The organism is Rhodococcus sp. Eu-32, assembly GCF_003336925.1.
Lineage (GTDB): Bacteria > Actinomycetota > Actinomycetes > Mycobacteriales > Mycobacteriaceae > Rhodococcoides > Rhodococcoides kyotonensis_B.
In genome coordinates this window covers 93126-106512 of sequence record NZ_QGNK01000015.1, presented here as the reverse complement: position 1 = coordinate 106512, position 13387 = coordinate 93126, and the positions used below count along the sequence as shown (strand labels likewise).

The window sequence follows — 13387 nt, the reverse complement described above, 5'->3', positions numbered from 1 at the left end:
CGGTCTCGATGTTGAGGACGCTCGTCGCCGACGAGGAGTTCCATCCGGTGAGCCGAACGGCGTTCGCGGTGACTCCGACACTGCGCGAGGCGTATTCGTCGGGTGACGACGAGGAACTGTCCGAGGTCGCCATGAACGAGGCGGCACGGGCGTCGCTGCGCTTGATCGCCGCGTCGCGCGACGACGAGGCCGAGGATGGCGTCGTCGACGGGGGTGTCGTGCACCGCCGAGCCGTCATCGCTGCCGACGTGGACGATCCCACGCTGCGCCCCGATCTGGACGACGCCGTCGTGCGCTTGAAAGAGCCGCTGCGGCTGAACCAGGTCGCGTCGGTGCACATGGATCTCGAGGCCGCAGAGCCCGCCGTCGAGAAGGCAGTCGGAGTGATCGATGCTGCCGACATGGGTGATCCCGACGCGGAGTTCGTGCTCGGAGACGCCGAGGACCACAGCCTGGCGTGGTACGCGACCCAGGAGTTGCCGTTCCTGCTCGAACTGCTGTGACCTCGAACAGCTGTGACACAGTCGTCTACCTCCAGGTAACCTACGGTAGCGTAACCTGTACGACGGCAGGGCGGCGTGCGCGATCTGCCGCATCGTCGCGATCGAGGAGATGAACCCCCGGATGAACCTCAAGAAGTGGCTGGAAGCTCCGGCTGCGGACGTGTCCGCACCGAAGCGGCCGAAGCTGAACATGCTGCGTGGCGCGTTCACCAGGATCACCACCCCTTTGCTTCCCGACGACTACCTGCACTTGGCGAACCCGCTGTGGTCGGCCCGCGAGTTGCGCGGACGCGTCGTCGAGGTCAAGCAGGAAACCGCGACCGCGGTGACGCTCGTGATCCAGCCCGGATGGGGCTTCAACTTCGACTACCAGCCGGGGCAGTACATCGGCATCGGCCTGCATCTCGACGGACGGTGGCACTGGCGTTCGTATTCGCTGACGTCGCCTCCCAACTGGGAACAGAAACTGATCTCGATCACGGTCAAGGCGATGCCCGAGGGCTTTCTGTCGAGCCATCTCGTCGGCGGGGTACCGCAGGGGACGATCGTTCGATTGGCCGCTCCGAAGGGCAATTTCGCGCTCCCGACGCCGCCGCCCGAAAAGATCCTGTTTCTCACCGCAGGTAGCGGAATCACCCCGATCATGTCGATGCTGCGGTCGATGGACCGGCACGGCGACATGCCGGACACCGTCCACATCCATTCCGCGCCCACCGAGGACGAGGTCATGTTCGCGAGCGAACTCGCGAGCATCGCCGACGGTCACCCACAGTTCGTCTCGCACGTGCAGTTGACCCGGTCGGACGGCAAGTTCGCCCTGGCGTCGCTCGACGAGTTGTACCCGGACTGGCGTTCGCGCGAGACGTGGGCGTGTGGCCCGTCGGCGCTGCTGGAGGAGATCGAGCGCGTCTGGAAGCAGGAGGGGATCGAGGACAAGCTGCACCTGGAGCGGTTCGAGATCGCCCGCGCCGACACCTCGGGCAAGGGTGGAACCGTCACGTTCTCCAAGTCCGATCGTTCGGCCGAGGTCGACGGTGCCACCACCCTGCTGGAGGCAGGCGAGAAGCTCGGCGTCCAGATGCCGTTCGGCTGCCGCATGGGCATCTGCCAGACCTGTGTGGTTCCGCTGATCGAGGGACACGTCATCGATCTACGGTCCGGCAAGGAACACGGTGAAGGCGATCGGATACAGACGTGCATCTCGGCTGCGGCGGGGGACTGCACGCTCGAGCTCTAGCGTGTGACTTCACACACCGACTTCTCAGCATCGTCGGTTAGGCTTGCGGTCGGCGCTTGTCGCGAATCTGTACTTCGGGCACCGCCCATGACTTTCGGAGGACCACGATGGCCATCACGGACATCAAGGAATTCGCCCACCTGACCGAGGAAGATCTCGAAGCCTTCGGTCGCGAACTCGACGCGGTACGCCGTGACATCGAGGACAGCCGGGGTGAGCGGGACGCGTCGTACATTCGGCGGACCATCAAACTGCAGCGCTGCCTCGAGCTCGGCGGGCGAATCGTGTTGTTGGGCAGCAAGTATCGGCCGGCGTGGCTCGTCGGCACGGCGATGCTCAGCGTCGCGAAGATCGTCGAGAACATGGAACTCGGCCACAACGTGATGCACGGGCAGTGGGACTGGATGAACGACCCGGAAATTCATTCGGTGTCGTGGGAGTGGGATCAGACCGGTCCGTCCGAACAGTGGAAGCGTGCGCACAACTACTCGCACCACACGTACACCAACATCGTCGGAATGGACGACGACATCGGCTTCGGCATCCTGCGCATGACGCGCGACGAGGCCTGGCGGCCGATCAACCTCCTGCAGCCGTTCGCCAACATCGTGCTGGCAGCCACCTTCGAGTGGGGCATCGCCATCCACGACTGCAGGCAGCAGAAGGAGATGGACGGCGAAATGGCGCTGCCGTACTGGCAGTCGCCGTCGAACCGAGCGTTCTGGGCGAAGATCACCCGTCAGGTCGGCAAGGATTTCGTGCTGTTTCCCGCTCTGTCGGGGCCCGCGTGGAAGAGCACGCTGACGGCCAACACCACCGCCAACCTCGTGCGCAACCTGTGGGCGTACGCGGTCATCTTCTGCGGTCACTTTCCCGACGGCGCCGAGAAGTTCACGATGGGTCAGTTCGAGTCCGAGACACGCGCCGAGTTCTATCTGCGTCAGATGCTCGGCAGCGCCAACTTCGACGCGGGCAAGATCATGGCGTTCATGAGTGGCAACCTCTGCTACCAGATCGAGCACCACATGTTCCCCGACCTGCCGAGCAATCGCTACGCAGAGATCGCCGAGAAGGTGCACGCGCTGTGCGAGAAGTACGACCTTCCGTACACGACGGGGTCGCTGGGCAAGCAGTACCTGCTCGCGTTGCGCACCATCCACAAGCTGTCGTTGCCGGACTCCTGGCTGCGGGCGACGTCGGACAATGCACCCGAGACGAGCTCGGAACGGCGCTTCCGCACCGGTGATACTCCTGTCGTCCACGCGCTGACGATCGATCCGCTGACAGGGAAGCGGCGTGGCCTGCGGTCGGCGATCGCCGAGGCGCGTGTGCAGCTGCGGCACGCGAAGAAGGAAGCGAAGCGACAGGCACGCGCTTTGCGTCGTGCGTCCAAAGGTGGGCGGCCGGTGAGCTCACTCACACCTACGGACTCGTAACCTACGGAGCCGTAAGTTACGGTACGGTAGTCGAAAGAAACGTGCACGACGTGCACCCCGACGACTGCCAGGAGGGCCGTAACCCGTGGCGATTTCGGATATCAAGGAATACGCCCATCTGACCGATGCCGACGTCGAAGCTCTCGGCGTCGAGCTCGACGCGATCCGGCGTGACATCGAGGCATCGCGCGGCGAGAAGGATGCGCGGTACATCCGCAACACCATTCGTCTGCAGCGGACGCTCGAAATCGGCGGTCGCGCTGTGCTTTTCGCCAGCCGTAAGCGTCCCGCCTGGTTGCTGGGCACGGGCATGCTCGGGGTCGCGAAGATCATCGAGAACATGGAACTCGGCCACAACGTGATGCACGGGCAGTGGGACTGGATGAACGATCCGGAGATCCACTCGACCTCGTGGGAGTGGGACAACACCGGTCCGTCCGCGCACTGGAAGCAGACGCACAACTACATCCACCACAAGTACACGAACGTTCTCGGCATGGACGACGACGTGGGCTACGGTCTGCTGCGCGTCACCCGGGACCAGCGGTGGAAGCCGTTCAACCTGGGCAACCCGGTGTACAACCTGCTGCTGCAGCTGTTCTTCGAGTACGGCGTCGCCGCTCAGCACCTCGAACTCGGGAAGGTCGCCAAGGGGCGCGTTCCCCGCGAGGAGTTCGAGCGGAAGCGTAGCGAGGTGCTGGCGAAGATCGGTCGCCAGATCGCCAAGGATTACGTCATCTATCCGGCAGTGACAGGCCCGGCCTGGAAGAGCACGCTGACGGCCAACATCGTCGCGAACATGATTCGCAACGTGTGGACCAACACCGTCATCTTCTGCGGGCATTTCCCCGACGGTGCCGAGAAGTTCACCAAGAAGGACATGGAGAACGAAACGCAGGGGCAGTGGTACCTGCGTCAGATGCTCGGCAGCGCCAACTTCGAAGCAGGGCCCGTCATGGAGTTCATGAGCGGAAACCTCTGCTACCAGATCGAGCACCACCTGTTCCCCGACCTGCCGAGCAACCGGCTGCGCGAGATCAAGTTCCGTGTTCTCGAACTGGCCGAGAAGTACGACTTGCCGTACACCACAGGGTCTCTCGGTAAGCAGTACCTGCTGTCGTGGCGCACCATCGCGAAGCTCTCGCTGCCGAACAAGTACCTCAAGGCGACGGCCGACGACGCACCGGAAACCGCGTCGGAGAAGAAGTTCGCGGGCGCGACCGGCGGTCTGCTGACCGTCGACCCCGAGACCGGCAAGCGCCGCGGACTGCGTACCGCGATCCAGGAATCGAAGAAGAACAAGGGGATTCGCGGTCTGATCGCGAAACTCTCGAAGTAGGCGCCTTCGGCGCACGTGCGCGCGAATGTACAGCCCGCTGCACATTCGCGCGCACGTGCGTCTACCAGGCGTCGTTGGTCCGGACGGCTTCGAGCAGCGATCGGACGGCGCGGACGCGTCGGGCAGCGTCGCCGGTCAACGTGTCGAGCGCGCACTCGGGATCCGCGGGCGGGCCGAGGTGAGTGCATCCGCGTGGGCAGTCGTCGATGGTCTCCGCGAGGTCGGAGAACGCCGCCACGACGTCCTCCGGCGCGATGTGAGCAAGGCCGAAGGACCGGATACCGGGCGTGTCGATGACCCAGCCGCCACCGGGTAGTGGCAACGCGACCGACTGCGTCGACGTGTGACGACCCTTGCCGACGCCGGACACGACACCGGTGGCGCGATGCGCGTCGGGCACGAGCCTGTTGACCATCGTCGATTTGCCGACGCCGGAGTGCCCGATCAACGCCGTGACCGTGCCGGCGAGAACGCCGGTCAGTTCGCCGAGGTCCTCGCTCTGGCCGGCCAGCACCACCGGCACGTCGAGATCGGCGAACGCCGCCGCGAACTCGGCCGGATCGGCCAGATCGCTCTTGGTCAGGCAGAGGATCGGATTCAGTCCGCCGACGTAGGCGGCCACGAGCGCCCGTTCGACGAACCCGGTACGCGGGGGCGGGTCGGCCAACGCCGAGACGATGAGCAGCTGTTCGGCGTTCGCGACGACCACGCGCTCGTACGGGTCGGTGTCGTCGGCGGTGCGGCGCAACACCGTTCGCCGTTCGGATACCCGCACGATGCGTGCCAAGGTGTCGACCTTGCCGGACAGATCTCCGACGATGTCGACGTCGTCGCCGACGACGATAGGAGTGCGGCCCAGTTCACGCGCCCGCATCGTCACGACGGGTCTGTCCGGATCGCCGCCGAGTACGCAGCCCCATCGGCCACGGTCGACCGAGACCACCATCGCCGATTCCGCGTCGGCGTGCTCGGGTCGCGTCTTCGTCCTGGGCCGTGAACTCTTGCCAGGACGAATCCGCACATCCGACTCGTCGTACCGACGGCGACTCAGGACGACGACCCAACGCGTCCGGGCGTGCCCGCGAGCATCTCGTCCCACAGGAGTGCGAAGCCGGGGAGCGTCTTCGACGTCGTATCGATGTCGTCCACCTCGACACCGTCGACCACGAGGCCGAGAATGGCTCCAGCCGTTGCCATTCGGTGATCGGCGTAGGCGCGCCATACTCCCTGGTGCAGCGGCGCGGGCGTGATCTCCAGGCCGTCGTCGGTCTCGACTGCAGTGCCGCCGAGACGATTGATCTCCGTCACCAGGGCGGCGAGACGATCGGTCTCGTGGCCGCGCAGGTGCGCGATTCCGCGCAGCGTGGAGCGGCCGTCCGCGAGTGCGGCCAGCGCGGCGACGGTCGGGGTCAATTCGCCGACGTCGTGCAGATCGACGTCGATCCCGCGCAACGTCTGTGGTCCACGAACCACCAGGGTGCCGTCGTCCAGTGTGACCTCGGCGCCCATCGACGTGAGAATGTCGCGGATCGCATCACCCGGCTGGGTCGTCGACGACGGCCAATGCGGCACGCGCACTTCGCCTCCCGTCACGGCGGCTGCTGCGAGGAACGGGGTGGCGTTCGACAGATCGGGTTCGACAACCCAGTCGACCGCTCGAATCGGTCCCGGATGCACTCGCCAGGTGTCGGCGTCGCCGCTGTCGGCGGGAGTGTCCACCCGGACACCCGCGCGCTGCAGCATCTCGACGGTCATGTCGATGTGCGGCATCGATGGAACCGGCTTGCCGACGTGATGGATGGTGACGCCGTCGTCGAACGCGGCAGCGGACAACATCAGGCCCGAGACGAACTGCGAGGAGCCCGACGCGTCGATCTCGACGGGACCGCCTGCGAGGCGTCCGTTGCCCGTCACGGTGAAGGGGAGCGCGTTGCCGTCCACCTGGGCGCCCAGTGTCTGCAGTGCGCCCAGGATCGTGTCCAGGGGTCTGGAACGGGCCTGCTCGTCACCGTCGAACGCGACGGTGCCCGTGGCGAGCGCGGCGAGCGGCGGAACGAAGCGCATGACCGTACCTGCGAGGCCGCAGTCGATGGTCGCGGCGTGCAGGGGAGCGGGCGTGACCGTCAGCGATGACGGGTCGTCGGCATCGATGTCGATGCCGACCCCGAGGTCGCGCAACGCGGCGATCATCAGGTCGGTGTCGCGGCTGCGCAGCGTGCCCGTCACCGACGAAGAACCCTCGGCCAGAGCCGAGATGATCAATGCGCGGTTGGTGATGGACTTGGATCCGGGCAGGGTGACGGTCGCGTGGACTGGGGTGGTCGCGGTCGGCGCTGTCCAATTGCTCACCTGCCCATCTTTGCGCATCGAGCTTCAGCCCGCCCCGATGGGCGCCGTCACGGCGCGGGTGAGTCGCACCAGGTCGTGCGGATCGAGCTCGATCTCGAGTCCACGACGCCCGCCGCTGCAGAGCACCCGGTCCCACCCGAGCGCGGACTCGTCGACGACGGTCGCCAGCGCTCGCTTCTGGCCGAGGGGCGAGATTCCACCGAACACGTAGCCGGTGGAACGCTCTGCTTCGGCGCGTTCGGCCATCGCGGCCTTGCGTGCGCCGAGAGCGGCGGCGGCGGCTTTCAGGGAAAGAGTCGTCGTGACGGGGAGGACGGCGACAGCCAGGGCTCCGTCGTGCTTTCTGATCACCAGGGTCTTGAAGATCTGGGACTTGTCGACGCCCAGCCGGGCGCCAAGCACGTCGGCGGCCTCGGTTCCGTACGACTCCGATCGAGGGTCGTGATCGTAGGTGTGCACCTCGTGGTCGACCCTCTGCTTGCGAAGGACGGCGATCGCTGGTGTGGACGCTGCGGCCATGGCGTCACTGTATCGACGGGTCCTCGTTCGACGGAGCAGGGAACAGGTGGGGCTCTCGCGGTGTTCTTGTGGGTCGAGTACCGAACGAGCAGGAAGGGAGACGCTGTGGCTGTATCGACGACCGAGCGCCCCGTCCGCGCTGCCACCGACGGCAGCGCGATCTACGTGAAGGACCTGACATCGCCCGCGGTAGCCTGGAAGGACATGGCTACCGAAGGGATCAGCGTGGAGGAAGTCGAGCGCACAGCTCAGGCGGCGGCTGAATCGGAGACCGAACTGACGGAACGCTTCGAACGTGATGCGCTCCCGATGCTGGACCAGTTGTACGGTGCCGCACTGCGGATGACGAGAAATCCGGCCGACGCGGAGGACCTGGTCCAAGAGACCTACATCAAGGCCTATTCCGCTTTCCGGTCGTTCCGCGAGGGCACGAACCTCAAGGCCTGGCTGTACCGCATTCTGACCAACACCTACATCAACTCGTACCGGAAGAAGCAGCGGCAACCTGCGCAGTATCCGACGGACGAGATCACCGATTGGCAGTTGGCCGCGACCGCCGAGCACTCGTCGACCGGACTGCGTTCGGCCGAGGTCGAGGCGCTCGACTCGTTGCCCGACGATGACATCAAGGAAGCGCTGCAGTCGCTTCCCGAGGAGTTCCGGATGGCGGTGTACTACGCCGACGTCGAAGGATTCCCGTACAAGGAGATCGCCGAGATCATGGGCACGCCCATCGGAACGGTGATGTCGCGGTTGCACAGAGGGCGCAAGCAACTCAGAGGTCTGCTCGCAGGCGTGGCCCGTGAGCGTGGATTCAATCGAGGCGGAGCGGTGGACGTGCACGAGCAGGAGGTTTCGCGGTGACATCGGATGCGGACAGGACACCGGATGCCGACGCGGCGAACAGCGAGTTCGAGAAGCTGGACTGCTCCGCAGTCATCGCCGACGTGTGGCTCATGCTGGACAACGAGTGCGACGAAGGCACCAAGCACCGCCTGAAGCGTCACCTCGACGAGTGCGGGTCGTGCTTGGCCGCGTACGGGATCGAGGAGAAGGTCAAGAGCCTCATCGGGCGTAAGTGCGGCGGTGAGCAGGCGCCGTCCGGGCTCCGCGAACGCCTGAGCATCGAGATCCGTCGGACCGTGCTGATCAAGCAGTCCGAGAGCGAGTAGACGACCCACGAACACGAGAAAGGCCGGGAAGCCATGTGCTTCCCGGCCTTTCGTGTCTCGGCGCTCGCGTCAGCTGTTGGGACGCTTGCCGTGGTTTGCTGCGTTGCCCTTGCGGCTGCGCTTCTTACGTCCGCGCTTACCCATGTGTAGCTCCTCTCGTAGATTCACTACAGTCTTTCACGTGTGATCGGGTGTGCGTCCACGGGTGCCGTGGAGCGCGACGAACGAGAGGGAGAGTCATGGCCGAGGACGTGCGCGCGGAGATGGTGTCGACCGTCTTTCAGATCGTCGTAGCCGAGGGCGACACGGTCGCGGTCGGGGACACCCTCGTCGTCCTCGAATCGATGAAGATGGAGATTCCGGTGCTGGCCGAGACGTCGGGAACCGTCACGACGATCGGCGTCGAGGTCGGTGACGTCATCCAGCAGGGTGACCTCATCGCCGTCGTGGCCTGACACATCCGAAGCCGACACCGTGTCCACGCTGAGCGATCTGCTGGCCGAGCACACCGACCTGCCGGGTGAGGCCGTCGACCATCTGCAGCGGGTGGTCGGGGAGTGGCAACTGCTCGCCGACCTGTCCTTCGCCGACCTGTTGCTGTGGGTCGGCACCGACGACGTCGAGGGCGCGCCCGGCGCCAAGGTGCTGTGTGTGGCACAGTGCAGGCCGACCACCGCCCCGACGGCGTTCACCGAGGACATGGTCGGGGCCGTCGTATCCGAATCCCAGCATCCGACGGTCATCGACTCCCTCGTGAGCCGCGAGATCGTCCGAGGCGAGGTCGGGGGGTCGGACAGCGTGCCCGTTCGCTGCGGCGAACACGTGATCGCCGTGCTGACCCGCGATGTGAACCCCACGCAGCAGCGTCCACCCAGCGCGCTCGAGATCGCCTACCGCGACAGCGCGGACGATCTGTGCCGCATGATCGGCGACGGCACGTTTCCGACGCCGGTCGAGCGCACGGACGTCAATTCGTCGCCTCGTGCAGGTGACGGCTTCATCCGCCTCGACACCGAGGGACGCGTCGTCTACGCGAGCCCGAACGCGCTGTCCGCTTATCACCGAATGGGCTTGTCGACGGAACTGTCGGGCCGTGACCTGGCGTCGGTGACGCGTTCGCTGATCACCGACCCGTTCGACTCGCAGGAAGCCGCCGACCATATCCGGGCGACTCTGACGGCAAGCGTCGGCCACCGTATGGAGGTCGACGCGCGCGGTGCCACGGTGTTGATCAGAACACTGTCGCTGCGACCTCACGACCGTTCGGTCGGAGCGATCGTCCTCGTGCGCGACGTCACCGAGGTGAAGCGTCGGGACCGGGCGCTGCTCAGCAAGGACGCGACCATCCGGGAGATCCATCACCGGGTGAAGAACAACCTGCAGACCGTTGCCGCGCTGCTGCGGCTGCAGTCGCGTCGCACCGAGAACGAGGAGGCTCGGGTCGCACTGAGCGAGTCGGTCCGACGCGTCACGTCGATCGCCGTCGTCCACGAGATGCTGTCCATGTCGGTGGACGAAGAGGTCGATCTCGACGAGATCGTCGACCGCCTCGTCCCGATCATGCTCGACGTGGGAACCGTCGATCCGCGAGTTCGGGTGAAGCGCACAGGCAAGCTGGGCGTCTTCTCCGCCGAGCGCGCGACGCCGTTGGTGATGGTGTTGACCGAACTCGTGCAGAACGCGATGGAGCACGGTTTCGAGGCAGGTACCGCAGGAACCGTGCTGATCACCGCCGACCGGTCGGCCCGGTGGCTCGACGTCGTCATCCACGACGACGGCCAGGGATTGCCCACCGGCTTCTCGCTCGAGCGGTCCGAAGGGCTCGGTCTTCAGATCGTCCGAACGTTGGTGTCCGTCGAACTGAACGGCTCTCTCGGCCTCCATCCCGCGCAGGGCGGGGGAACCGATGCGTCCCTTCGTGTTCCGCTGGGTCGCCGTCCCCGCACGCCCTGACGCGCCCGCCACGCGACGCGGGCACCCGGCCGGCCCGACGGGCACGACCCCCGAACGCAGAAGAACCCGGCTCTCCCTGAGCCGGGTCCTTTCTCCGAATCAGCTCGTCCGATGCGAGCGTCGGGATCCGTTGCTAGACGGAGCTGCGTGCACGCGTACGTGCATTACGCCGCTTCAGTGCGCGACGCTCGTCCTCGCTCATTCCACCCCACACGCCTGCGTCCTGGCCGGACTCGAGTGCCCACGAGAGGCACTCTGCGGTGACTGGGCAACGCGTGCAGACGACCTTGGCATCAGCGATCTGCGCGAGAGCCGGGCCGCTGTTTCCCACGGGGAAAAAGAGTTCCGGGTCTTCGTCGCGACAAATGGCCTTGTGGCGCCAGTCCATCCTCTGCTCCTTACCGGGCGCCGTAGCGCCATAGTTTCTCTGTAGTTCACGAGTGCGTATCGAATGTTTCCGCACTGTTGCTTGTGAATGCTTTCACGAACTTAGGGGAAGTCAAGAGATAGCCGTGTGTCCGTGGTCAAGCTCACTCTGTTAGGCTCGCTTAAGCCTCCTGCGCTCCTTTGTACCCCGATGGAGGTGATTCTGCTGAGATTTCCCCAGCAAAACCGGCCTCGGGCGTTGTGGCGAGCCCTGCCTTACGGGTACGTAACTACCCGATCGGGCAGGTGTCACCGGGGTCTCGGAGCCACCACTTCCAACGCCGACGGTGTGGAGAAGAATTCCGCTTCCGTGCGCTCGCCGAGATAGTCACCGTCCATCTGCAGTCCGATCGGTTCCGACGACGTGATGCGGACGCGAGGAACGTCGTCGTGTCGAAACAGCTTGCGGGACTTGGGTTCCGACGTGGCCGACAGCAGCTGTCGCGACACGTTCAAGCTGGGGAACACCTTGGTCGTCCGCATCGCGAACAGGCCGAGTCCGGTCTCGAACGAGGTGCCGGGATTGGTGTGCACTGGCCGTTCGCTCAGGTAAGTCCACGGGCTCGAGTTGGAAACGAAAGCGTAATGAACACCTGTTACCGAATCGTGACCCGGGATGTCGACAGTCAGCGTCGGTTCGTGATTTTTCTTACGAAAGAACTCGCGCACCGACGCCCGGACGTACCGGCTCGGCGACACCGGTCTGCCGTTCTTGCGGCTCGCGTCGATGGCACGGCAGACGTCTGCGTCGAGGCCGAGTCCGGCGTTGAACGTGAACCAGCGGTTGTCGCAATGTCCGAGTCCGATGGTGCGCCTCGAGCGTTCCGACAGCAGGTCGATCAACTGGTTCGTGGCCGCCACCGGATCCGACGGAATGCCGAGCGAGCGGGCGAACACGTTCGCGCTGCCGCCTGGGACGACGGCGAGCGGCGGTATCGCACCGATGGTGACCGATTTCATCGACGCCGGGAGGGGAACTCCGAGCATGCCGTTGACCACTTCGTTGACGGTTCCGTCGCCGCCGTGGACGATCACCAGACCCATTCCGTCGTCACGGGCCTGGGATGCCAGTTCGGCTGCGTGGTCGCGATGCGTCGTATGGGCGACGGTGACGCGAACACGACTCGACAGGGCGTGTGCCAAGAGGTCGCGAGCCGCGGGGGTGGTCGAGGTCGCATTGGGATTGACGATCAGGAGCGCGCGCACGGGAACCGAGCCTATCGGCACCGGCATAAGGGGCCAGGAGTGGAGCCTGCAGGAACGACCGGATAGGGGCCAGGAGTGGAGCCTGCAGGAACGACCGGATAGGGGACAGGAGTGGAGCCTGCAGGAACGACTCGAAGAGGGGCAGCAGTGGAGCCTGCAGGAACGAGCCGTTTATCCTGGCCGAGTGTCGACGCCTTCGCTGCCTCAGGTGCCCCCCGTGACGTTTCGATCCGCGGGAGTGCTCGTCGCCGTGGAGGGAATCGTCGCGCTCGTCGCCGCGGTCGTGTACGTGGTTCGTGCCGTCGAGGGGTCGGACCGGACCACGGCGAACGGGTACGGAACTGCCGGGTGGTTCGCGGTCGTCGGCGCTGCGGTGCTCGCGGCCGGCGTCGCGCTGATCGCGGGCAAGCGGTGGGGGCGTGCCATCGCGCTCGTCGTGCAGTTGCTGCTGCTGCCCGTCGTGTGGGCGCTGCTGACGGATTCACACCAGCCGCTCTACGGGGCGCTGCTCGGTGCAGGTGTGCTGTCGATTCTCGTGCTGCTGTTCAGTCCGCCGTCGTCGAGGTGGATGGCGGCCGAGTACGGCCAGGACGACGACGAGAGCTAGCTCGTACGCCTGCCGGTCCGGACGGACGGGTGAATGTTGTGGACGGCGATCTGCCGGTACGAGTGCTCGAATCCGAGAACCGAGTACGCCGCGGGAGACATCGCGAAGCGTTTGCCCTCGGACACGGGGAGTTCGGTCCATCGGGTGAGCAGTGCTCGGGAGAAGTGACCGTGCCCGACGAGGACGACGTCACGTTCCGGTAGAGCCGAGAGGGCTACCGACAGAACAAGGTCTGCGCGGGTGCCGATTTCGTCCATCGTCTCGCCGTTCGGGCACGGATGGGTCCAGACCGTCCAGTGCGGCACGTTCTGTCGGATCTCCGGCGTGGTCATGCCCTCGTAGTCGCCGTAGTCCCACTCCGCCAGTGCATCCCACGGTCGATCGATGTCGAGGCCTGCCAGCTGCGCGGTTCGCCGAGCACGCTCGCGTGGGCTGCTCAGCACGAGCGGATCGCGTAGGTCGAGTTCGCCGAGCAACGTGCCCGCCGCGACCGCCTGTTCCTCGCCGACGGCCGTGAGCGGGACGTCCGTCGTGCCGGTGTGACGCCCGGTCGTCGCCCATTCGGTCTCGCCGTGCCGGAGCAGAACGACACGTCCGTGGTCACCGCTGGCTGTTGCGCTCATGCTCATATAGTGCCGTG

The 13387-nt window shown here is 65.6% G+C and carries 15 protein-coding genes; 9 read left to right on the top strand and 6 right to left on the bottom strand.

The window, feature by feature from the left end; all coding sequences use genetic code 11:
* Positions 1-8: 8 nt before the first annotated feature.
* From DK926_RS18375 to DK926_RS18360, 4 genes are all read left to right on the top strand, one after another.
* A complete protein-coding gene (locus DK926_RS18375) occupies positions 9-503 on the top strand; it encodes a hypothetical protein (protein ID WP_207890865.1) in 495 nt (164 codons plus the stop codon).
* Positions 504-624: 121 nt separating this feature from the next.
* Complete coding sequence (locus DK926_RS18370) at positions 625-1740, top strand: ferredoxin reductase (protein ID WP_114331578.1); 1116 nt, start codon at positions 625-627, stop codon at positions 1738-1740.
* 107 nt (positions 1741-1847) lie between these two features.
* Complete coding sequence (locus DK926_RS18365; RefSeq protein WP_114331577.1) at positions 1848-3176, top strand: acyl-CoA desaturase; 1329 nt, start codon at positions 1848-1850, stop codon at positions 3174-3176.
* 85 nt (positions 3177-3261) lie between these two features.
* On the top strand, positions 3262-4515 hold the full coding sequence (locus DK926_RS18360; protein ID WP_068421486.1) for a fatty acid desaturase: 1254 nt from the start codon (positions 3262-3264) through the stop codon (positions 4513-4515).
* Between the two features lie 61 nt (positions 4516-4576).
* On the opposite strand, the gene rsgA is transcribed toward DK926_RS18360, so the two are convergent.
* From rsgA to ybaK, 3 genes are read right to left on the bottom strand one after another with little or no spacing between them, the layout of a single operon-like run.
* Positions 4577-5566 carry a ribosome small subunit-dependent GTPase A gene (rsgA, locus tag DK926_RS18355; protein ID WP_165839604.1) on the bottom strand — a complete coding sequence of 330 codons (990 nt, stop codon included), beginning with the start codon at positions 5564-5566 and terminating at the stop codon, positions 4577-4579.
* Positions 5563-6882: a 3-phosphoshikimate 1-carboxyvinyltransferase gene (gene aroA, locus DK926_RS18350; protein ID WP_114331576.1), complete on the bottom strand. Its 1320-nt coding sequence runs from the start codon at positions 6880-6882 to the stop codon at positions 5563-5565. Before aroA ends, rsgA begins: the two co-directional genes overlap by 4 nt.
* Before the next feature lie 6 nt (positions 6883-6888).
* Positions 6889-7383 (bottom strand): Cys-tRNA(Pro) deacylase, encoded by a 495-nt coding sequence (gene ybaK / locus DK926_RS18345; RefSeq protein ID WP_114331575.1) that lies wholly within the window; start codon positions 7381-7383, stop codon positions 6889-6891.
* 204 nt (positions 7384-7587) lie between these two features.
* Between ybaK and DK926_RS18340 the strand changes: the two genes are divergently transcribed.
* The 4 genes from DK926_RS18340 (at position 7588) to DK926_RS18325 (ending at position 10508) form a co-directional block, all read left to right on the top strand.
* The gene (locus tag DK926_RS18340) at positions 7588-8247 is read left to right on the top strand and encodes a sigma-70 family RNA polymerase sigma factor (protein ID WP_068421633.1); all 660 of its coding nucleotides are present in this window, start codon (positions 7588-7590) and stop codon (positions 8245-8247) included.
* The gene (gene rsrA, locus DK926_RS18335; RefSeq protein WP_114331574.1) at positions 8244-8555 is read left to right on the top strand and encodes a mycothiol system anti-sigma-R factor; all 312 of its coding nucleotides are present in this window, start codon (positions 8244-8246) and stop codon (positions 8553-8555) included. The genes DK926_RS18340 and rsrA overlap by 4 nt, the downstream gene beginning before the upstream one ends.
* Before the next feature lie 239 nt (positions 8556-8794).
* A complete protein-coding gene (locus DK926_RS18330) occupies positions 8795-9010 on the top strand; it encodes a biotin/lipoyl-binding carrier protein (protein WP_068421475.1) in 216 nt (71 codons plus the stop codon).
* A 19-nt stretch (positions 9011-9029) separates the two neighbouring features.
* Entirely contained in the window at positions 9030-10508 is a 1479-nt protein-coding gene (locus DK926_RS18325) for a PAS domain-containing sensor histidine kinase (RefSeq protein WP_068421630.1), read from the top strand.
* A 133-nt stretch (positions 10509-10641) separates the two neighbouring features.
* On the opposite strand, the gene DK926_RS18320 is transcribed toward DK926_RS18325, so the two are convergent.
* Entirely contained in the window at positions 10642-10896 is a 255-nt protein-coding gene (locus DK926_RS18320; RefSeq protein WP_026347946.1) for a WhiB family transcriptional regulator, read from the bottom strand.
* Positions 10897-11183: 287 nt separating this feature from the next.
* The gene (locus DK926_RS18315; RefSeq protein ID WP_114331617.1) at positions 11184-12140 is read right to left on the bottom strand and encodes a diacylglycerol kinase family protein; all 957 of its coding nucleotides are present in this window, start codon (positions 12138-12140) and stop codon (positions 11184-11186) included.
* A gap of 184 nt (positions 12141-12324) precedes the next feature.
* Here DK926_RS18315 and DK926_RS18310 point away from each other — a divergent pair, with 184 nt between their 5' ends.
* Positions 12325-12747 (top strand): hypothetical protein, encoded by a 423-nt coding sequence (locus DK926_RS18310; protein ID WP_068421469.1) that lies wholly within the window; start codon positions 12325-12327, stop codon positions 12745-12747.
* Here DK926_RS18310 and DK926_RS18305 read toward each other — a convergent pair.
* Positions 12744-13370 (bottom strand): acid phosphatase, encoded by a 627-nt coding sequence (locus DK926_RS18305; protein ID WP_114331616.1) that lies wholly within the window; start codon positions 13368-13370, stop codon positions 12744-12746. The two genes, DK926_RS18310 and DK926_RS18305, sit on opposite strands and share 4 nt — an antisense overlap.
* Between the last annotated feature and the right edge of the window lie 17 nt (positions 13371-13387).

Bases quoted from the DNA above. Each gene is read 5' to 3' on its own strand.
- DK926_RS18370 (WP_114331578.1), top strand. From the start codon at position 625: ATGAACCTCAAGAAGTGGCTGGAAGCTCCGGCTGCGGACGTGTCCGCA.
- aroA (WP_114331576.1), bottom strand. From the start codon at position 6,882: ATGCGCAAAGATGGGCAGGTGAGCAATTGGACAGCGCCGACCGCGACC.
- DK926_RS18305 (WP_114331616.1), bottom strand. From the start codon at position 13,370: ATGAGCGCAACAGCCAGCGGTGACCACGGACGTGTCGTTCTGCTCCGG.
- DK926_RS18365 (WP_114331577.1), top strand. From the start codon at position 1,848: ATGGCCATCACGGACATCAAGGAATTCGCCCACCTGACCGAGGAAGAT.
- ybaK (WP_114331575.1), bottom strand. From the start codon at position 7,383: ATGGCCGCAGCGTCCACACCAGCGATCGCCGTCCTTCGCAAGCAGAGG.
- DK926_RS18375 (WP_207890865.1), top strand. From the start codon at position 9: ATGTTGAGGACGCTCGTCGCCGACGAGGAGTTCCATCCGGTGAGCCGA.
- DK926_RS18340 (WP_068421633.1), top strand. From the start codon at position 7,588: ATGGCTACCGAAGGGATCAGCGTGGAGGAAGTCGAGCGCACAGCTCAG.
- DK926_RS18320 (WP_026347946.1), bottom strand. From the start codon at position 10,896: ATGGACTGGCGCCACAAGGCCATTTGTCGCGACGAAGACCCGGAACTC.
- DK926_RS18330 (WP_068421475.1), top strand. From the start codon at position 8,795: ATGGCCGAGGACGTGCGCGCGGAGATGGTGTCGACCGTCTTTCAGATC.